Here is a 21097-nt window from a genome sequence, read left to right on the forward strand (position 1 = left end):
ACTCGTCAGTGACGTTGTCATGTTTTTGACTCGACATCACTTTTGTGGGAGCGAGCGGAATCCGCCCGGTCGGAGTTAGCAACAGCCACCGGCAACTCCGGTGCTGTATCCTGAAAAGCCAAAAGGCGTAAGGCATTAACTACTACTAGAATCGTGGATCCTTCATGGAACAAAACTGCGGTGCCGATATTAAGACCAAAGATCGTCGCAGGTATAAGCACCGCGACGACGCCAAGACTCACCCATAAGTTCTGTTTAATGATTCGAGTGGTTTGCCGCGATAAGCCCACTACAAACGGCAGCTGTCCGAGATCATCACCCATCAGTGCCACATCCGCTGCCTCAAGTGCCACATCCGAGCCGGCCGCGCCCATTGCTATGCCTACAGTGGCGTTTGCCATCGCTGGCGCATCATTGACGCCATCGCCCACCATCGCTACCTTGCCATGTTGCTCACGCAGCTGTTTGATTGCATCGACCTTTTGCTCAGGCATCAGATCTCCCCGAGCTTCGGTAAGACCAACGGTACGAGCGACAGCATCAGCTACTTGTTGATTGTCTCCGGAGATCATAATAAGGCGCTCTATCCCGAGAGCGCGCAGCCGGGCCATAACTGACGCGGCTATTTCACGCGGCGTATCCATGACTCCAATGGTTCCCAGGAACTGCTCACCTTTGCGTACGATCATCGTCGTGCGGCCATCCTTAACCAACTGCTCATTCGCCTTGTTTATCGAAACGGGCATTGCGCCAGCGTTAAGTTCAGTAAAAAAAATGGGTTTCGCGATATATACTGTTTCTCCGTCGATTTTCGCTTGGACCCCTCGCCCGGTAATGCTTTTGACCTCCGTCGCGGTAGGAACTTGTACCTGCTCGCCGAGCTTGGCTTTTGCACCTTCGACCAGGGCGGACGCGAGAGGGTGGTCGCTGTTTGTCTCCACCGCCAGCACTACAGCCAAGAGCTGCTCTTCGCTAATCCCATCCTCCGGGAGAACATCTGTCAATTTTGGCCGGCCCTCGGTCAGTGTTCCCGTCTTGTCGAATGCTATCGAAGTCAATGTCCCCAAATTTTCAAGCGGTCCGCCACCCTTGATCAAAACACCTCCACGCCCTGCACGTGCCACGCCGGACAAAACTGCGCTCGGAACAGAAATCGCCAGCGCGCATGGGCTCGCGGCGACTAACACTGCCATTGCGCGGTAGAAGCTGTCTGCGAAGGGCTCGTCGATAACAAGAAAGGCAAGCATCAGGATGCCAACGAGTGCGAGCACTACCGGCACAAAAATTCGTTCGAATTTGTCAGTAAACTGCTGAGTGGGCGATCGCTGCGCTTCTGCGTCAGCAACCATTTGAACAACACGTGCCATTGTCGACTGCGTTGCCAGGCGGGCGACCATAACTTCCACAGCGCCCGAACCGTTGATGGTTCCGGCGAAGACTCGGCTATTGGCACTAACGCGATCAAAGGCGGCGATTGCTTTTGCACCATCGTCTACGGGTTGTTTGTCGACAGGAACGCTTTCGCCGGTCACGGGAGCTTGGTTCACGCTGGTGTTTCCCTTGACCACCACCCCATCAGCGGCTAGGCGTTCGTTCGGCTTAACAATGATGATATCGCCGGGCTTCAAGGTCTCAACGCGTACTTCTTTGCTAGCTTCCCCCTGCTTAAGCAAAGCGGTGTCCGGAGCAAGCTCAGCCAGTGCTTCAATCGCCCGACGCGCGCGGCCCATAGCAAAATGTTCCAGCGAGTGTCCAAGACTAAACAAGAACAGAAGTAGGCCGCCTTCGGCCCACTTACCTAACGCGGCCGCTCCAATTGCCGCAACGAGCATTAACGTGTCTATTTCGAATCGACGGGCCAGAATATTTTCCAAGGCTTCTTTGGAAGTAAAATACCCACCAAAAAGGTATGCACCACAGAAAAGTGCGGTGGGCATCCAGTCTGGCCCGGCTTCTGCGCGACCCACAAGCCATCCCGCTAAGACAAAGGCACCTGCAAGAAAAGCGAAAATTAATTCTGATTTTTCGCCAAAAATTCCGCCATGGTCATGCCCCGCGTGTCCCTCAGACTTCGGATCATGCTCGTGTCGGTGCTCCGTATTGTCACCGTGGTCATGCTCGTGTTTGTGCTCGTGATCTGCATTGTGCGGCCGTACGGCGGAGTCAGAGGAATCCTCTTGACCGGCCTCGTGTTTGTCGTATTCGCCGCCCCCCTCGCTCAGCGAACCATGACCGCAGGGCGATGGCTCGCGGGAACTGGCTTCGGGCTCATAGATACGCACATCTTCAGCTGTAAATTTCCCGCCAAGAGCGTTGATCTGTTTTGAGAGGTCAAGTTGAGAGAGCACTGCTCGCTCGTACTCAACGCGTATGGCGCCAGAGGGTGAAACATCCGCCTCCAGAACCCCTTGAATGCTACGCAAACGGTTAGCAAACAACCTGGCGCTTCGCGCATGCAATGGGATGGTTATGCGTGTGGAAAAGTGACCGTATTTTTGTGTAAGCTCTGCACCCAACGAAGTGACCAACTCCTTCACGCGCGAAACGGCAATCAGCGCAGGTTGATAATGTAGACACAGAACCGGCGCTTGTGACTCGGTTTCCTTTAAGTGAACGCGGTCGATTCCCGAGCGGCCCGACAATGCCTGAACCAACCGCTGTACACAGCGGTCTTTGGGATCAGCAATTTCCGGAAAGATGAGCGGTAATTCAAGACTTATTGTCTCTGATTGTTTCATGTTTTCCCCTGGGAATAAGCTGCCATTGTCGGTCCTGCTATAGGCACTGTCTGTACTGTACCGTACGGAATTACTGTGGACGAAGATTCGCCCCGAAATTGGCTCGCGACCTTATACAAACAAAAATGCTACCGCAGAGCAATTCCGGTAGTAGCACTAGTCGCCTGAGCGCTCTTGTTCTTTGGACCTGCTGGGCCATAGCATCAGCAAAAGAGCGCCAATCAAAGCGATAGAAAGACCGACCCAGTCAATGAGCGTTAAGACCAGGTTTTTGTCGAAGAACCCCCAGATCACTACCGTTACCAGGCACAAAAAACTGTAGGTGCCGTAGAGGGCGCTGTCTCTGCGACGATGCAGGTTAAGAAGACACCAAAATACAAAAAATCCCAGCGCAACCACGCCCCAGAGCCAAGGGCTGTGTGTACGCGTCAGACATATGAACACTAATGAGATTGACACCAGCTCAGTGATGATCGTAATAAAAACGAGCAAAGCCGCTCTCAACGTAATTTTTTGCTTATTCTGCATTGGCGCCTTCTTCCCGCTCAGCCTTCCGCAAAGCACGCCGACGGGTAAAATTACGCCAACCAGGTATATGTTGCATCACCAATACGCCATATACCAACAACGTAGTTATAAGCGCAAGGATATACATCCCGTAGGCTGTCGCCATACCAATGGAGGCTGTGGCCCACAACGTTGCCGCCGTCGTCAACCCTTCAATTCGCCCCTTATACTGCAGAATGACGCCTGCGCATAAGAAACCAATCCCTGTGACTATTTGCGCGGCGATGCGGCCTGCATCACCGCCGGCAACATGCAACGAGACCAAGGAAAATGCACAAGCCCCGATTGAGATCGCTATGCACGTCCGAACGCCGGCGTCGCTTCCCTGTCGCTCCCTGTCCAGACCGATAACAGCGCCCAGAACCGCCGCCATCAGCATACGCAAAGAGAGGATCAACTCGAACTGCCAGTCCATAACCGAGGCGTCAGAGCATTTGCGTGGCGGTTTCGATGCTGGTCGTAAAAATCCACCCCTTCGATGGTTGCCCCGCTTTCTTGATCAGCTCGACCAATTGAGGGGCTAGGTCGTCCTCACAGATCAGCTCAAGCTTTGCCTCTGCTACCACTGGCTCGGCAAGATCAACCGAATAACGCTGCTGTGACGGTTCTGCCACGGTATAGAGCCGCTGCACTGTGGACACGGTCACGTTGTAGCAGCCTTTACCATTGTTGAGGTCGCAGAGCCCCGAATTTCTTAGTGCTTCCGTGATCGAACTAATTCGATGAGGGTGAATAAACGCTTTGACTTGCTTCATTTTGAACTCCTCGATATATGCGCTGCCCGGTCGGGCAGCGCAGGCCACACTATGCAGTCTTCAATGCCTTACGTTCTCTGCGGTTTTCAACCCACTCATAGAGGAGGGGAAGCAGTAGCAGGGTTAGAGCAGTCGATGTGAACAATCCTCCTACGACGACAGTGGCGAGCGGTCGTTGTGTTTCCGCACCAACGCCGCTCGACAACAGCATTGGTACCAAGCCGAAAATGGCGATCGAGGCGGTCATCAGGACTGGCCGCAGGCGCAGCGCAGCCCCTTGTCGAACCGCTTCACGCACGCTTAACCCCCGTTCTCGCTGTTCATTCAAGAACATAACAAGGACAATCCCGTTGAGCATTGCCACACCAAATACTGCAATAAAGCCAATCGCGGATGGCACTGAAAGATACTGTCCGGTGACGAACAGGCCCACAACTCCGCCAATAGTGGCGAAGGGAACGTTGGCAATAATGAGCGTCGCATACGTTACGGAATTGAAGGCCGTGTAAAGCAGGATGAAGATCAAACCGATCGTCAACGGTACGATCACGGCCAGCTTTGCCATCGCGCGCTGCTGATTCTCGAACGCGCCGCCCCACTCAATAACATACCCTTCCGGAAGTTTTACCTGCGCTCTAATTTTTGCCTCAGCTTCTTTCACGAAGCTATCGACGTCACGACCCTGGACATCCATTTGAATTACAGCGTAGCGCTGCAATTGCTCGCGCCGAATGAAAGAATAGCCTTCATCCAGTTCGACCTTGGCGACGTTTGACAACGGAACCAGAGCTCCGTTCTGCGTGCGGATCGGAATATTATTAATACTCTCTACACTGTTGCGGAACTCGGGGGCCAGCCACACCTGAATCTCGAAACGCTTCGTCCCCTCAATCAGTGTGGAAACGCTCTTTCCACCGATTCCGGCCTGGATAACTTCCAGAATTTCGTCAGCATTGATTCCATATCGAGCTGCAGCATCGCGGTTGACCTGGATGACCATCTGCGGCTTTCCCTTATTCGCCTCCAGTGACAGGTCTGCTACCCCTGGCACTTTGTCGAGAACCCCCTTCATCTGCCCCGACAATCGATCTAACGTATTCAAGTCTTCACCGTAGATCTTCAGCGCCAAAGTTGCACGTACGCCCGATATGAGTTCCTCGATCCGGCTTTGAATAGGCTGTGTTGATGCAATAACCGCGGTGGGCACCACTTTCTCGAGTTTCGCCTGCATTTCCTTGGCAAGCTCAGGAACCTCCACTTTTTTCGGCCACTCCTTCTGCGGTTTGAATTCGACAAGCAGTTCCATGTAGTTCACGTCCGCTGTTTCTCCTCTCTCGGCGCGACCGATCATCGCAACAGAGGATTTGGTTTGTGGGAATTGCTTCAGCACCCCTTCAAGCTGTTGCGAAATGCGGATTGACTCCTCCAGCGACGTGGAAGGTATGCTAGTGACGCGAAACAGAATTCCACCTTCCTGCAGCGATGGCATAAATTCTTTCCCCAAAAACGGGATCAGGGCAAGGGAGGCAACCAGAGTGACGACGGCCCCGATGACAACTTTTTTCTTGCTATCGAGTGCCCAGTCGAGCAAAGGCAAATATAACTTCTTGGCCCAACGCACGACGAAGGTATCCTTCTCCTCTTTGGCCTTCAGGATCAGGGCCGACAACACCGGAACCAATGTCATGGTGAGCACAAGCGAGCCAATCATGGCAAACGTAATGGTAAGAGCCATCGGTTTGAACATTTTCCCTTCCAGACCCGTCAGGGAAAACAACGGGAGGAAAACGACGATGATGATCAGAATTGCGAATGCCACCGGATTCATGACTTCTCGCGCGGCCTCCAAAATGATGTGTGTCTTGTTCATCGGCTTACCGACGTTATGCGCGAGCAATCGGAACCCGTTTTCAACCATCACGACAGCACCGTCGACCATCATGCCGATTCCAACTGCCAATCCTGCGAGCGACATCAAGTTGGCGGAGAGCCCCCATTGCTGCATCAAAATAAAACTAATCAGCATTGCGAGTGGCAAGGCGACAATTACGACGACTGCCGAGCGGATCTCGCCGAGAAACAGGAAAAGAATGATGGCGACAAGTATCGACCCCTCAACCAAAGCACTTTCAGCGGTCTTGACAGCCTTGTCGACCAGTTCGGTGCGATCATAGATCGGCACCAATGAAACCCCCTTGGGCAATGCATCTTGCGCTAGCTTGAGCTTCTGTTTTACTGCTTCGACGACGCCTTTGGCATTTTCCCCGATGCGCTGCAGCGCCATTCCCATCACTACTTCTTTACCGTCTTTTGTCACCGCGCCGGAACGCAAGGACGGACCTTCTTTGATCTCCGCGACGTCCTTCACATAAACAGGAGTCCCCTCGCGGGTCGCCAAAACCACATTGCCGATATCTTTAACGTTCGCCACCAGACCCAGTCCGCGGACCAAATATTGCTCTTGGCCGATATTCATGTACTGGCCACCCACCTGGCGATTATTTGCAGTTAATGTCTCCATGACCGTTTTAAGGCTCAGGCCATATTTGATCAACTGATTCGGGTTAATCAAAACTTGATACTGTTTTTCGTCGCCGCCCCATGAGCTAACGTCATCGACGCCTGGTGCAGTTCGCAGTTTCAGGCGAACGTTCCAGTCCTGTAGCGTTCGCAGATCCATAGTCGACATTTTCTTGTCAGCTGATTCCACCGTGTACCAAAACACCTGACCTAAACCGGAACTGTTGGGGCCCATAACCGGCTCTCCGTAGCCCTGCGGGATCCTCTCCTTGGCTTCCAAGAGCTTTTCGCCAACCAGTCGACGCGCGAAATAGATGTCGACGTCATCTTTGAAATTGACGCTGACATATGAAAGGCCGAACAGCGACACAGAACGGATTGCCTCGACACCAGCCAGTCCCGCCATCGAACTCTCGATCGGCGTCGTCAGCAGTTTCTCTACATCCTCGGCGGCCAAACCGGCCGACTCCGTATAGATGTTGACTTGCACGGGGGTGACGTCCGGGAACGCATCGACGGGCAGTTCGTTCCATGCACGGACACCGAGCAAGATGACAATCAGGAAGGCGACAATAACCAGGACCTTGTAGCGTAACGAGAAGTCCACAATATGATTGAGCATGTTTGTTCCCCTCAATCCGCACTAATTTGCGATTTCAACATCTTGGCCTTAAGGGCATATGCCCCCACACTGACGATGGTTTCACCCGCACGGACCCCTCCCTTGATGATCACTTGGCCGTGGATTTTCTCTCCGACTTGCACGGCGCGCGAGGCAAAGCCGTGCCCATCTTGCACAAACGCGGTGGGCTGACCTTGGATCAGCACAACGGCATCTTCCGGCATCATCAATTCCTTGACGGCGCCAGTCGTTTGAATCGCGGCACTTGCAAACATCCCCAATTTCAACTTCCCGTCAACATTCGGCACTTCCACTCTCGCGCCGACCGTTCGCGTTTCCTTGTCCATCACGCTGCTGATATACGTGACCTTGCCGCGGAAGGATTGCCCGGGGTACGCATTGACGGTGACGGTGGCGGGGACACCGACTTTGACCTTATCAATATCTTTCTCAAAAAGATTCGTTTCGATCCACACGTTTGATAAGTCTGCAATGGCAAAAAGGTGTTTGTCGGGCTGAGCGAGTTCGCCGAGGACTGCTTTTTTCTCGACCACGGTGCCTGCAAACGGCGCGGCTACAGCAAATACTGATGGGTCACCAGATTTTCCAGACAGGCCCAGCGCGTGCCGACGTTCTGTCGCAGCCCGCAGCACGGCCCGTGCTTTGGCCAAGTCAGCTTGCGCCCTCAGCGCATCCTTCTGCGGAATGATCTGGTCAGCACGCAGTTTTTCTGCACGTTCCGCAGCTGCGCTGGCGACTGTCATCTCTGTCACGGCTTGGGCATAGGTCGATTGAGCTTCGCCCGCTTCAATACTGTCGATAAGTGCCAATGGTTGCCCAGCCTTGACGCTGTCACCGAGGCTTGCCATCACTTTTGCAACTTTACCGGAAACCCGGGGAGCAATGCTCGCAAAGCGATCCTGATTAGCACCAATCGTCGCTGTTACGGTAATTTCCGCGCGCAATTCTGTGGATTGAAGTACAGATGTCTTGATGCCGGCAGCGGCGATCTCCTCTGCAGACAGTTTCAGCTCTCCTTCATCTGAAGCTTTGCCGACCGCGTCCGCGCTGGCAGCGCCAACAATTGCCGGTTTCTGCTTGTCGGCCGCTGGTGCTATGTTCTCAGACTTGCCGCAGCCGTACAGTGCGATCATGGTCAGGATTCCAGCGACAATTAACCGCAGGTTTGTAGGTTTCATAGGGAATAGTTCCGTTGATATAGTTGTTCTTGAATAGAGCGGCGCCGGAGACATCAGTGTGCTCCAACCGCACCGGCTTTACCGGCGATGCGCATGAGACCGATTTGGGTCTGGCGCAGCTCTGATTGGGCATCGATCAGATCGCGTCGCCCTTCGAGAAGTTGGCGATTGACCAGCAACAGCTGAACCAGGCTAATTTCGCCAGCTTGAAGTGATTTCGACGACAGACGCTGATTTTCTTCAAGGGCAGGCAGGACTGCACTCTGCAGAGCCTGGACGCGTTCTCTCAAACTCTGCAATTTCTGCCATTGGGCATAGACGTTGCCTTCGCTGTCCCGTAAGGCCGCTTCACGTTCGATACGTACTTGCGCCAACTCGGTAGCTGCACGCCCAATGTTCCCGGCATTGCGCTTAAAAAGCGGCAGTGGGACAGACAAGGTTACCGAGGTAAGGCGCTCTCGCCCGGCTAATGCTCCTTCTCGCCCTGTTGAGATGCCCACAGTGATGTCCGGATAGCGAGATGCTCTCTCGAGCGCGAGGCGACTCCTTGCGGCGTCTTCGCGATTGCGAAGGGCTGAAAATAATGGACGCTCGCGCATGTTGGTTTGAAAGTTGGCTAAGTCCACGTTGTACCCGGGAGCGATCAAATCGCCAACCGCCCGCGGCAACACTTCTGGTGACAGTTGGATCGTGGTTGCAAGATCCGAGCGCGCAGCGATTAACTGCTCGCCCAGAAGTCCGATCTGATTTTTTGCACGGACCGCTTCGACTTTAGCCAGGTTACCGTCAAGCCTGCTATCCTCCCCGGCCGCAACCCGTTTACCAATAGACGCGGCCGTATCCTCGATAATTTTCAGCGAAACCGTCTCTGTAGCTATTCGCTCTTGCAGCGCAAGCACTTGAACGAATCGCTGCTCAACTTCATACCTGATGGCGATGCGTATTTCAGCAATAGTGGCTTGCAGCGCGGCCAGTTCCTTGTCAGCCGCTTGGCGTCTGTAGCCTTGTTGCCCAGCGATCTCAAATGTTTGCTCCAGACCCGCATTCCATTCGCGACGAGTCTCGACTGCTCCTGCGGCGCCGCTGACGTCGCGACGAATGCGCTCACTGCTGAGCTTTGGGTTGTTCCAGAGGATTGCGTGGGCATCCGCAACCTCCCCCCGAACGCTTGACTCTCTTGCGACTTCCCGACGCAAGTCGGGGTTGTTGGTTTCGGCAAGATGCCACGCTTGCTCAAGCGTTAGCGGCCGCGCAGAGTTGTCTGTGCTCACTTCCGCAGACGATGGCACGATCGTAGGAGACGATGCCGTGCCGGCCAGTGCGTAAGTGTGTGATGTCAGAAGGGCAACAGTGCCCAAAGTTAGTAGATGCTTGTACATCGAAATTACTCCAAAAATTCCGGAATCAATTCGACGGGACGCGTCCACGAACGCCTACACGCTCGTGAACGGTAAAAATTTTAAATGTCGTCCCGTCGGCCTAGGCGACGGGTTTACGGTCAGGCCGCCTGGGGGCCTCGGGAACGTGGGAAGTGAAAAGCGTCGCAATGGGGTGTGAGTAGAACCGGGCGATCAGTACCGGAGAGGCCACAAATTCGCTTGTGAAGAGCGCTGGCGCAGAACCATGGCAAGAATTGCAGTCGAGATGGACAGTGCCAAACGAGGTCTTCTTGTCGGTCGACTCACTTTTGCCCTGATGGCGGTGGGCGTGATGACCAAAATGGTTCGAGCCCGTTCCTTTTTCATGCATGCAGTAAGCACCCGCAGCAGCCCAAGCGGACTGAAACGCGAGTAACACGAGCAAGAGGATGAGGAACAATTTTTTCACTGTTAAATGATAGCATAGATGAAATTAGAATGTCGCCCCATACGGACTGCGGGAGGCGACGCGTGTGCGCTCTTGGAAACCCGAATTAGGGGTAGCATGCGATCTTGACGTGCGTCAGCGATAAATGTGTGATAGTTCATAAGGGGCAAAAAAAATTTATGCAATCTCACACCGAAGAGGTACATGACGAGCTTAACGCAATGGTTTTATACACGTCTCTCGGTTCGTCTCTCGTCATATTATTCATCGGGTGGCTTTGGTACCGAGATCGCAAGAATAAAAAGCGCCCCCCACCGGACCGAAAGACCCACTCTCGGCGAAAAAAGAAAGTTAGATAATTCCCTGTCTCATCTGGCCCCTCGCAGCATCCGCAACCCGTAACAACAACCAGCATGCCTGTGCCCATGTCCGCAAAGAACGCCATCCACAAGATTGCATGCCCAGCCAGGGCCAGTGCCAGAAACAGGGCCTTGAGCGGCAATGCGAGGGCAATGTTCTGCACTGCACCGCACGCGTGCGTGCGTGCGTGCGCTTAGCTGCATGAACGCGAACAGCTTGTGCAGGTCGTCGTGGTCCACCGCGACGTCGGCAGTCTCCAGCCCGGTATCAGCGCCGGCCGCTACCGTGGCAAAGCTGATATAGGCGCTGACCCGCGCCGGGGCATCATTGATGCCGTCACCGACCATGCCAACCGGTCCATACTGCGCGCAGCGTCTGGATAGCGGCCAGCTTATCCTCCGGCAACAGATTGCCGCGCACGCCCGTGACGCCCGCTTGCGCCGCGATCGCCGCCGCCGTGTGCTCATTGTCCCCGGAGAGCATGATCACATGAACGCCAAGCGCGCGAATGGCGCCGATTTCACTCGCGCTATTGGTCCGCTTCATGTCCGCCGTCGACAGGATGTTCAGCGGGGCCGACGCCAGTATCACGGCGCTTTTACCGTCACGTTCAAAGCACTCAACGCTCGCCTCAAGGTCTGCCCCGTGCACCCCAGTTCGCGCATCCAGCGCAGGTTGCCTAAGCTGTGTTAAGAGTTCAGGTATTCTGTATAGCTCGAAGCCGAGGATAGCATCCTTTGGTCCCACTAACCGGCGCGAACCACAATGCCTTACGCCGATGGCTACGCAGCGCCGGACAACGCCATTGCGCCGCGCAATCAGCCTTCGGCAGACTTATTATTTCTTCATATTGGTGTGCTATGCCATCCACTTGTCGAGCTTGGCAATCTCCTTGGTCTGCTCGGTCACCATCTTTTGCGCCATCTGTTTCAGCTGCTTGTCTTTGCCCCGCGCAAGTTCCATTTTTGCCATGTCGATGGCGCTCTGGTGGTGGCTGCACATCATCATGGCAAAATCGTGGTCGGTCTCGCCTGACATCTTCATCGCCTGCATCTCGGCCTGCATTGTCGGCATCGCGGCCATAAAATCCGGCGCGGTCGCGGTTTCGCCGCCGGGCGTTGTCGCATGGGCATGGGATGCCGGGGCCGCTGCCTGGGCAGACACCGCGACGGGGGATATCAGTACGGCGCTGCAGACCAGGCCGACAGCGGCTTTTTTCCAGATTAATGGCATTTTCATTGCGTCTCCAAGTTGAGTAATATTCTATTGGCTGTGCAGGGCAAAGCATTCAATGCTAGTGCGCCGCATGGGTAGCAGTGCTGGCGCCCTCGCAGGTCTTGCCACGCCCCCCATGGCTGCACAGGACGCGGCGTAGCACCAGCAGATCTCGGTACAGTGCTCCATGCCTCCCATACGCTCACAAGCCGCGGCGCACGCACCGCAAAAGGCGGCGTCCAACGGACAATTGCTCAGCATAAAATTGGCCGACGTCTGGCACAGCTCGGCGCAATTGATCATCAAACGCATGCTCCGGCTCAAGATGCGCGCCCCCGATTTCGAGGTAGTGGATCATCGCGGTTTGAAGACAAGTTGCGTGGCATTCTGCACAAGCATCAATGCAGATCTACATTTCACTTTGAGGGGGAAGGCATCGAGAGCGCCCGCTCAGATATGTGGAAGCCGTATTTGCGCGGCATCCGCGAGCGCTGCACCAGTGCCTTCAATATCCTCGACCGCTTCCACTTCGTCGCTAAGATTAACCATGCCGTCAAGGACGTGAGGGCTGCTATATGGACACGGCTGCCACGAAAAAAAGCCACGCCACTTTTTTGGCGGTCGATGGAGGGATTCTAAGCAAGCACAGCCATTCTTAGCGTTTTCTTGGTGAGCCTCGAGGTGCCATATGCTTCAACGATCTGATCATTGTTGCCTGTTTCCTTGGCGCAGCAAGCGAAGCCCATTAAATACCACCAGCAGGCTGGCACCCATATCGGCGAATACCGCCATCCACATCGTTGAGTAGCCCATCAATGTGAGCACAAGAAACACTGCCTTGATGCCCAGTGCTAGGACAATGTTTTGTGTAAGGATGCTCGCCGTCATTTGTGAGAGCCGAATGAATGCGGGTATTTTGCGCAAATCGTCATCCATCAGCGCGACGTCAGCGGTTTCGATGGCAGTGTCTGTGCCGGCCGCCCCCATTGCGAAACCGATATCGGCACGCGCCAATGCGGGTGAATCGTTTATACCGTCGCCCACCATACCGACCTGTTCGTTGGCGGTCGAGAGAGATTCAATCATTTTGAGCTTGTCTTCGGGAAGCTGGTCGCCGCGCGCGTCGTCGATTCCGACCTGCCGAGCGATCGCCGCAGCGGTATGCGGGTTGTCACCCGTCAGCATCAGTGTGCGCACCCCAAGCGAATGCAGCTCCGCGATTGCTTGCCGGCTGGTTTCCTTGACTGTATCAGCAACAGCGAACAGTCCCAGCACTTGGTCAGGAGTGGCCAGCATGACGACCGTCTTCCCCTGCAGTTCAAGCTCGTCGAACATCGTCTCCAGTTTCGATGAGCCGAGGCCAAGCTCGGCAAGTAGGCGATGATTGCCAAGGTGGAGCGTCTCACCGTTTGCCTCTCCACGAACACCTCGGCCAGGGAGCGCAGCAAAACCCGCGATTTCGCGCGGCGCGACTTTGGCCTGGCTGGCCGCCCGGGCAATTGCCCGGGAAACCGGATGATCCGAGCGAGCGGCGAGGCTCGCGGCCAGTGACAGAACCGTCGCTTCATCCCTGTTTAACAGTATGAAATCGGTTTGCGCCGGCTTGCCATGGGTAATAGTGCCAGTCTTGTCTAGCGCGAGCACTGTCAGCTTGCGCCCGCCTTCCAAGTAAACGCCACCTTTGATCAGGATACCTTTGCGTGCAGCGGCAGCCAAGCCGCTGACAATAGTAACCGGTGTCGAAATGACCAACGCGCACGGGCATGCGATGACCAGCAGCACGAGCGCTTTATAAATCCAGTCCATCCAGGCCGCGCCCACGACCAACGGAGGCACAATTGCCACCAATACAGCAACGGCGAACACTCCCGGGGTATAAATGCGTGCGAACTGGTCGACAAAGCGCTGGGTTGGCGCCCGGCTTCCTTGTGCGGACTCGACTGCGTGGATGATGCGTGCAAGCGTGGAGTCGCTCGCGCGGGCGGTCACCCTGAATTCAAAGGAACCGGATTCGTTGATCGTGCCCGCAAATACCGTGTCATCGACGGTTTTGTCCACTGGCAGACTCTCACCGGTGATTGGGGCCTGATTGATTGCAGACTGGCCACTGGTGATAACTCCGTCAAGAGCGAGACGTTCACCCGGTTTCACTCGCACCACCATACCTAGCGGCACATCCTTGGCTTGCATCCCCCCCCAGCTGCCGTCCAGCTGGCGGACCGTTGCACTCTGCGGCGTTAGATCCAGCAGGCCACGAATTGCGTTCCGCGCGCGGTCCAGCGATTTTGATTCGATGATCTCCGCCAGCGCAAACAGGAACATGACCATTGCCGCCTCGGGCCAATGTCCAATCAGGATGGCGCCCGTGACTGCGATAGACATGAGGGCATTCATATTAAGATTGCGATTTTTCAGCGCAATCCAGCCCTTTTTATAGGTTGGAAGCCCTCCTGTAGCGATCGATAAGAGCGCTAGAAAAATAACGCCCCAGTGAGCATCGTTGTAAAAGGAATAGACTAATTCCGACAGCATCGCAGCTACGCCAGAGCCGCTGACAAGCCACCAGTTAACCTTCCCGTGCGCCACGTCGGCCGAACTTGTTTCAGGTCGCTTGTCCTCAACAACCTCGGCCCGCAGGCCGATCGATTGCAGCGCTGCGAGAACGGCCAGACGCGAATCTTGTGTGTGACGCACCGTCAGCCGGCGCTGCATCAAGTTAAACTGCAGGTCCGAGACACCGACTAGTTGGACTAGCTTCTGGCGTATCAATCCTTCCTCTGTCGGGCAATCCATCTTCGCAATGTGCAGCACGCTGGTGCACAGGCCAGGGACATCCTCCAGTTTCGCCCGCATGCCAATGCTAGCGAAGGCTGCTTCCACCGGGTCTAGCGATGGCAGGGTATGGATCACTTTGAGAGTGCGCAGCATCAGATTGAAATCTAGGCTTTGGACGCCTTCAATCCTTCCCAGCTTGTCGCGGATCAGCGCCTCTTCGTTCGGGCAGTCCATGTTTTCAATTCGGTAAGTGACTTGTTGTTCGGTTGCGTTGGACGCTGTAGTAATGCTGTCCGGTGATGGAGCTGCGCAATCGCACCCATTTGATATTTTGTTGTCCATGCAATTTTTCTCCTGTCGTTCAATTTCGTTATCCGGGCTCAGCATCCTAAATCTCAGGTCTCGTACTGGAATCAGAGAAGGCGTTCAGAGCTCATTGTTGCTATCGCCGATACGAGTCGCCCCTGTGGAATCGATTCGCGCAACATGGACACGTGTATGCGCATCATCCCAGAAAGCGGCCCGTATTGCTTCAGCAAGGCGGCGCGGATGAGTCATGAATATGTACGCGGCAAGGATCAGGTACACCCATCCCAGCCAAGTTAACGATGTGATGGCGCGGATCTGATCATGCTGAAAAAGTAATGCCAATATCACTTGTGCGCTAAACAGGCTCGCCAGCATGAATCCTGCAACAACACCAAACTGCAACCGGATCAGGAGCGAGACGCCAAACACGGATTGGGCAGCGGTCAGGAAAAATTCTTCGTGCTGGCGCGCGTCGAGTGGCAACACCACCAGGGATGCAGCGCCCAGGGACATTGCTAAGGGCAACATTCCAACCAGGAGGGTCCATTGATTGATCTTGTCGCTGATCATTGCCGTCATGCCGCCTGCAGCGCGGCCCGATAGTACGAACAGTACCGCGATCACGATAGCTGGTGCCTCGCTGGCTAGCGGGGCAACCCACTGGATCAGCAGGAATTCATCGATTCCGACAATCCGGCCCGACGCGACGATCGATTCGGCAAACGGCTCAGCTGATATAAAGATGACGGCCGCTGCCACCGTACTCAATGCCGCCATCCACGTCCACTGCGCCTTCGTACCCAATGTCGACAACGCTGCCGCAGGTCCGGGTTCCTCTTCCTCCTCGTCCTTTTTTTCGCCCTTCGGCAGTTGACCGACCTGCCACAGATAGGCACCGAAAATTCCAAACAAGGCAATTGCATCTAACGCATCGATACGATTTTTCATCAGAATTACAAATGCATACGCGCTTGCCAAAAGCAGGAATCCGACTTCGATGGCATTGGTACGAGCGAGCGTGATGGCTTTCTCACGAGTACGACGCCAATGCAGGAAAACGAGCAATGGCCAACCTAAACCGATCAAGAGGCGATTTGCTCCGGTCATGTTCGCCGCCGCGTAATGGATGTATGGCGATTGCGGATGCTTACCCGCCTGGAAGGCGTAATACATGTCAACCGCGTATTCGGGAAGAACAGTAATCAAGGCCACCACGGCAAGGATCAAGCCTTGGGAAATCCGACCCTCAGCCGCCTCTGCACCCCATGACAGCATAAATCCAGCGGCAAGTACCGCAATACCGAAAACGGCTGTACCGGCCACCGGGTCGAGATGCCAATGCATGAAGCGTGTGACGACTGCTGGCGCCATGGCCATCAATGCCACCATCAAGAAAATCATAAAGCGTTTCATTGGGTCTCCCGGGCTGTGGGCGGCCTGGCCGAACTGGATAAGCGCCTATTAACCAAATGCGGCAAGAGCCACCACAGGGCGATAATCAACGTTGCGACCGTTGCCGCTACGACGCCCCCGAGAACATGGCCGAAGACCTCAGAAATGATTAAGTCCACGCCCAACACGACGGCTGCGGACAATGCTGACGCGCCCATGAGCATTTGGCCGCTTGCGAGATGCTTGAACGTGACCCGGTCTAACAGTGGCCGCATCATCCGATGTTGCACGGCTGGTGCGGTGAACAGAACCAGGCTGACGACCGAGCAGATAAACGTCGCTAGGAAAACCCACTTTTCGGACAGCACAATTTGCCTGAAGCCGGCGCTGAAAGGTAAGGTCATCAAAAACGCCGTGAACAGCTGGGCGCTCAGCAGCAGCACGCGCAACTCTGTCAGCATGTCGCTTAAATCGTCGTCACTTGACACTTTTGTGTCCTTACCGTTCTCACTAATCACGTGATTCAGTCCTTCCTCATTTATAACTTGACAGGACCTGCTTGACTTCAGGCACGACGCCTGCTTCGCAAAGCTTCGGAGAAAATTCCACCCAATCGTGCAAATGTACCTGAACGGACGGCGGCACAATGGCGGGCAGGTACTCCCCACGTCGACCATGCGGAACTTTGATCTCCACATATTGTCCGGAGTCGATTTGTGCCGGCGTGAGTGACCCCAAGCAGGCCGGCGGGTTGGTTCGCAATTTTTCGGCGGTATATACCGACGAAATCCAACCCGCGCGGCTATTTACCCCGACTCGGGGATCTGTCATGGCGCACCCAGTCAACAGCACAAGGCAGGCAACTGCAGTTTGTTTAAAAGTTTGATTTTTCATAGTAATTTTTCCGTGTGAATTATCAATTTCAAGAAAGCGTGCTATCCGAGCTTTGTGGCGCTCAAGATATCGCTGACGAATACCCATCCAGCGCTCGGCTTCGCCGCTTGAACGATCAAATGTTGCAGCTGATCTGCCAGATGGTCTTCACAAATCAATTCCAATTTCGTTTCGGCCACAACTGGTTCGGCCAACACCATGGAGTAGTGCTGCTGCGCCGGATCAGAACTCGTGAAGAGCCGCTGAACGGTAGATACTGTCAGGTTGTAACAACCGGACGCTGCGCTGATGTCGCATAAGCCTGAGTTGCGCAATGCTTCGACGACCGCGGTAATGCGGTGTGGGTGCATGAATGCCTTAATCTGTTTCATATCAATCTCCAATCTACTTAGTAGCGCGCAAAACTCGGGTGACTTGAGGGATCGCATTGCGCTCGCACTGGGCAGACGTGACCACGACCTGATCGCCTGTTTGCACCGTCATGGCGGGGGGAACTAACGCCTCGAAATATTTATAGCCAATTTCCCGAGCTACACGGATCCTTACGTAGGTTCCGGCCGCCATCTGCTCGGGCGTAAGGGTGTACAGGCACCACGGCGCCTTGTAGCGCAGGTCCTGACGGGAATAAATCTGATAAACAACACCGGTCTTACCATCCCCCCCAGCGGGAAGTTGGGCGGTTGAACATCCTGCAAGAATGGTGAAACCTGCGATGGAAGCGGCGAACATTGACAGACGAATTTTCATTTCTTTCTTCCTTGGCTGAAGTGCAGTTGGTAACGGGGTATCGTGAAATATTCCGATCGCTACATCTTTTTGAATCGACGGCAAACTTACGGTCGGCTCGACGAAAGCGCTGCTAAACTCCTGCGCTCCTTGCGGTTCTCGACCCATTCATATAGCAGCGGCAGCAGCAACAACGTCAATGCGGTCGACGTAAACAGACCGCCCACAACGACAGTCGCGAGTGGGCGCTGTGTTTCGGCACCGACGCCTGAGGAGAGCAGCATTGGCACCAGGCCAAAGATGGCGATCGATGCCGTCATCAAAACAGGTCGCAGCCGCAACGCCGCGCCCTGACGCACGGCATCGCGCACGCTCAGGCCCTTTTCGCGCTGTTCGTTCAGAAATGTCACCAAAACAATTCCGTTCAGCATCGCAACGCCAAATACAGCGATGAAGCCGATCGCCGACGGCACCGACAGATACTGCCCAGTGATGAAGAGTCCGACGACACCGCCAATAGTGGCAAACGGCACATTCGCGATAATGAGAGTTGCGTAAGTGAGCGAATTGAATGCGGTATAGAGCAGGATAAAGATCAATCCAATGGTCAGGGGGACGATGATCGCCAGCTTGGTCATGGCCCGTTGCTGATTTTCAAAAGCGCCGCCCCATTCGATCACGTAGCCTTCCGGCAGCTTGATCTTCGCGGCGATTTTTGCGGCAGCTTCCTTCACGAAGCTGTCCACATCTCGTCCTTTTACATCCATTTGAATCACTGCATAGCGCTGCAGTTGCTCACGGCGCACGAACGAATAGCCTTCGTCCAGTTCGATCGTGGCCACCTCCGACAGTGGCACCAACGCGCCGTTCTCGGTGCGGATCGGGATCGCGCTGACGCTTTGCACGCTGCTACGAAATTCCGGCGCCAGCCATACCTGGATGTCGAACCGCTTGGTACCGTCGATCACAGTGGAAACGGCCTTGCCGCCGATGCCGGCCTGCACGACGTCAAGGATGTCGTTGGCATTAATGCCATAGCGCGCTGCCGCATCGCGGTTGACATTGATAAGCAACTGGGGCTTGCCTTTGTTCGCTTCAAGCGACAAATCCGCCACTCCAGGAACCGTGTCGAGAACGGTCTTGATCTGTCCTGACAACCGGTCCAGTGTCGTCAGATCTTCACCGTACAATTTCAGTGCCAGAGTCGCGCGGACACCGGAGATGAGCTCCTCCACGCGCATCTGGATCGGCTGGGTCGCTGAGATCACCGAGGCCGGCGCTGTCTGCTCGAGCTTCTCCTTCATCGCTTTCGTCAGATCTTTTACGTCCGTCTTGGCTGGCCATGTGCTCTGGGCTTTGAGGTTGACCAGTATCTCCATGTAGTTGACATCAGCGGTATCGCCTTTCTCGGCACGGCCGATCATCGCGATGGCCGACTCTGTCTGCGGGAACGTCTTTAGCGTCTTTTCAAGTTCTTGTGAGATCCGGATCGATTCGTCCAGGGAGGTCGACGGGATGCTACTCACCCGGAACATAATCGTTCCTTCCTGAAGTGACGGCATGAATTCCTTGCCCAGAAAGGGAATGAGCGCAAACGAAGCAAGCAGGGCGATGACGGCGCCGGCGACGACGACTTTTTTACGTTCCAGCGCCCACTCGAGCAGAGGAAGGTAGAACCGCTTAGCATGCCGAACAACAAAGGTATCTTTTTCCTCTTTGGGTTTCAAGATCAACGCCGATAAAACAGGCACCAGCGTCAAAGTCAACACCAGGGATCCGACCATGGCAAACGTGATGGACAAGGCCATGGGCTTGAACATTTTCCCCTCCAGGCCGGTGAGGGAAAATAACGGGAGAAACACGACAATAATAATTAAGATCGCGAAAGCAACAGGATTCATCACTTCGCGCGCCGCTTCCAGGATCACATGGGTACGGTTTGTGGGCTTACCGTTCTGATGCGACAACAAACGAAAACCATTTTCCACCAACACCACGGCGCCATCGACCATCATGCCAATGCCGACAGCCAGTCCGGCAAGCGACATCAAATTCGCCGAAAGCCCCCACTGTTTCATGAGCATGAAGCTAATGAGCATCGCAAGAGGCAAGGTAACGATGACCACCAGAGCCGAACGAACTTCCCCCAGAAAGAGGAAGAGAATGAGTGCAACCAACACGGAACCTTCGACCAGCGCCCGTTCGGCGGTTGCGACTGCTTTATCGACCAGATCGGTTCGGTCGTACACAGGCTTGATCGTGACCCCTTTAGGCAATGCCTGCTGAACGACCTTGAGTTTTTCCTTGACGCCTTCAACTACCGCTTTGGCGTTTTCTCCGATTCGCTGCAGCGCCGTGCCCATCACCACTTCCTTTCCGTCTTTCGTGACGGCGCCCGTGCGCAAGGACGGACCTTCCTTCACCTGCGCAACATCGCGAATGTAGATGGGTGTACCGTTACGGGTAGCAAGGACTACGTTGCCGATGTCTTTGACGTTCCCAACCAAGCCAAGTCCACGCACCAGGTACTGTTCCTGCCCAATGTTGAGGTATTGGCCACCTACTTGACGATTGTTTGCTGTCAGCGTCTCCATGACAGTCTTGAGGCTAATCCCGTATTTAATTAGCTGGTTCGGGTTGATCAGCACCTGAAATTGTTTTTCGTCGCCGCCCCACGACGAAACGTCGTCGACGCCCGCCGCTGTGCGTAATTTGAGCCGCACGTTCCAGTCCTGCAGCGTGCGCAGATCCATGGTTGACATCCGCTGATCAGTCGATTCCACGGTATACCAAAATACTTGTCCCAATCCCGAACTGTTCGCCCCCAACGTCGGTTCCCCATATCCCTCCGGGATCCGTTGTTTGGCTTCCAGTAGCTTTTCACTGACGAGCCGGCGAGCGAAATAGGTATCGATATCGTCTTTGAAATTAACGCTTACATAGGACAGCCCAAACAACGACACGGATCGGATGGCCTCTACACCGGCCAGTCCTGCCATACTTGTTTCGATCGGTGTCGTGAGCAGCTTTTCAACATCCTCCGCCGCCAAGCCCGGCGACTCCGTGTAGATATTGACCTGAACGGGAGTGACGTCTGGAAACGCGTCGACAGGCAAATCGCGCCAGGTCTTCACGCCGAGAATAATCACGATTACAAACGCCACAATTACCAGAACCTTGTAGCGCAAGGAGACATCAACGATGGTATTTAGCATGATG

At 54.8% G+C, this 21097-nt stretch carries 18 protein-coding genes; 2 read left to right on the plus strand and 16 right to left on the minus strand.

Features of this window, described 5'->3' with window-relative positions:
- Positions 1 to 17: 17 nt before the first annotated feature.
- The 7 genes from LPB67_RS16085 to LPB67_RS16115 all read right to left on the minus strand — a co-directional run bounded on the left by LPB67_RS16085 (position 18) and on the right by LPB67_RS16115 (position 9780).
- The gene (locus LPB67_RS16085) at positions 18 to 2738 is read right to left on the minus strand and encodes a heavy metal translocating P-type ATPase (protein ID WP_262838306.1); all 2721 of its coding nucleotides are present in this window, start codon (positions 2736 to 2738) and stop codon (positions 18 to 20) included.
- Between the two features lie 156 nt (positions 2739 to 2894).
- A complete protein-coding gene (locus tag LPB67_RS16090) occupies positions 2895 to 3266 on the minus strand; it encodes a hypothetical protein (protein ID WP_262838307.1) in 372 nt (123 codons plus the stop codon).
- Positions 3256 to 3720 (minus strand): MgtC/SapB family protein, encoded by a 465-nt coding sequence (locus LPB67_RS16095; RefSeq protein ID WP_262838308.1) that lies wholly within the window; start codon positions 3718 to 3720, stop codon positions 3256 to 3258. Before LPB67_RS16095 ends, LPB67_RS16090 begins: the two co-directional genes overlap by 11 nt.
- Positions 3721 to 3730: 10 nt before the next feature.
- Complete coding sequence (locus tag LPB67_RS16100) at positions 3731 to 4060, minus strand: P-II family nitrogen regulator (RefSeq protein ID WP_262838309.1); 330 nt, start codon at positions 4058 to 4060, stop codon at positions 3731 to 3733.
- A 49-nt stretch (positions 4061 to 4109) separates the two neighbouring features.
- Complete coding sequence (locus tag LPB67_RS16105; protein WP_262838310.1) at positions 4110 to 7202, minus strand: efflux RND transporter permease subunit; 3093 nt, start codon at positions 7200 to 7202, stop codon at positions 4110 to 4112.
- 11 nt (positions 7203 to 7213) lie between these two features.
- Positions 7214 to 8401: an efflux RND transporter periplasmic adaptor subunit gene (locus tag LPB67_RS16110; protein WP_262838311.1), complete on the minus strand. Its 1188-nt coding sequence runs from the start codon at positions 8399 to 8401 to the stop codon at positions 7214 to 7216.
- A gap of 53 nt (positions 8402 to 8454) precedes the next feature.
- Entirely contained in the window at positions 8455 to 9780 is a 1326-nt protein-coding gene (locus LPB67_RS16115; protein ID WP_262838312.1) for a TolC family protein, read from the minus strand.
- Between the two features lie 244 nt (positions 9781 to 10024).
- Here LPB67_RS16115 and LPB67_RS16120 point away from each other — a divergent pair, with 244 nt between their 5' ends.
- Positions 10025 to 10195 carry a hypothetical protein gene (locus tag LPB67_RS16120; protein WP_262838313.1) on the plus strand — a complete coding sequence of 57 codons (171 nt, stop codon included), beginning with the start codon at positions 10025 to 10027 and terminating at the stop codon, positions 10193 to 10195.
- Positions 10196 to 10903: 708 nt separating this feature from the next.
- On the opposite strand, the gene LPB67_RS19205 is transcribed toward LPB67_RS16120, so the two are convergent.
- Both LPB67_RS19205 and LPB67_RS16130 read right to left on the minus strand, forming a co-directional pair.
- On the minus strand, positions 10904 to 11314 hold the full coding sequence (locus LPB67_RS19205; protein ID WP_410482752.1) for an HAD family hydrolase: 411 nt from the start codon (positions 11312 to 11314) through the stop codon (positions 10904 to 10906).
- Positions 11315 to 11425: 111 nt separating this feature from the next.
- On the minus strand, positions 11426 to 11806 hold the full coding sequence (locus LPB67_RS16130) for a DUF305 domain-containing protein (protein WP_262838315.1): 381 nt from the start codon (positions 11804 to 11806) through the stop codon (positions 11426 to 11428).
- A 156-nt stretch (positions 11807 to 11962) separates the two neighbouring features.
- On the opposite strand from LPB67_RS16130, the gene LPB67_RS16135 reads away from it, so the two are divergent.
- Positions 11963 to 12421, plus strand: a complete 459-nt coding sequence (locus tag LPB67_RS16135; RefSeq protein WP_262838316.1) for a transposase — start codon at positions 11963 to 11965, stop codon at positions 12419 to 12421.
- A 66-nt stretch (positions 12422 to 12487) separates the two neighbouring features.
- Here LPB67_RS16135 and LPB67_RS16140 read toward each other — a convergent pair whose 3' ends face one another.
- From LPB67_RS16140 to LPB67_RS16170, 7 genes are all read right to left on the minus strand, one after another.
- Positions 12488 to 14899: a heavy metal translocating P-type ATPase gene (locus tag LPB67_RS16140; RefSeq protein WP_262838317.1), complete on the minus strand. Its 2412-nt coding sequence runs from the start codon at positions 14897 to 14899 to the stop codon at positions 12488 to 12490.
- A gap of 84 nt (positions 14900 to 14983) precedes the next feature.
- Complete coding sequence (locus LPB67_RS16145; RefSeq protein WP_262838318.1) at positions 14984 to 16279, minus strand: sodium/calcium exchanger protein; 1296 nt, start codon at positions 16277 to 16279, stop codon at positions 14984 to 14986.
- The gene (locus tag LPB67_RS16150; protein ID WP_262838319.1) at positions 16276 to 16746 is read right to left on the minus strand and encodes a DUF6328 family protein; all 471 of its coding nucleotides are present in this window, start codon (positions 16744 to 16746) and stop codon (positions 16276 to 16278) included. The genes LPB67_RS16145 and LPB67_RS16150 overlap by 4 nt, the downstream gene beginning before the upstream one ends.
- Positions 16747 to 16792: 46 nt before the next feature.
- Positions 16793 to 17152, minus strand: coding sequence for a hypothetical protein (locus tag LPB67_RS16155; protein ID WP_262838320.1), 360 nt, complete (start codon positions 17150 to 17152; stop codon positions 16793 to 16795).
- A 41-nt stretch (positions 17153 to 17193) separates the two neighbouring features.
- Positions 17194 to 17523 carry a P-II family nitrogen regulator gene (locus LPB67_RS16160; RefSeq protein WP_262838321.1) on the minus strand — a complete coding sequence of 110 codons (330 nt, stop codon included), beginning with the start codon at positions 17521 to 17523 and terminating at the stop codon, positions 17194 to 17196.
- A gap of 13 nt (positions 17524 to 17536) precedes the next feature.
- Positions 17537 to 17899: a hypothetical protein gene (locus tag LPB67_RS16165; protein WP_262838322.1), complete on the minus strand. Its 363-nt coding sequence runs from the start codon at positions 17897 to 17899 to the stop codon at positions 17537 to 17539.
- An 86-nt stretch (positions 17900 to 17985) separates the two neighbouring features.
- On the minus strand, positions 17986 to 21093 hold the full coding sequence (locus tag LPB67_RS16170; RefSeq protein ID WP_262838323.1) for an efflux RND transporter permease subunit: 3108 nt from the start codon (positions 21091 to 21093) through the stop codon (positions 17986 to 17988).
- Between the last annotated feature and the right edge of the window lie 4 nt (positions 21094 to 21097).

This window comes from Undibacterium sp. Jales W-56 (genome assembly GCF_025548535.1).
Lineage (GTDB): Bacteria > Pseudomonadota > Gammaproteobacteria > Burkholderiales > Burkholderiaceae_D > Undibacterium.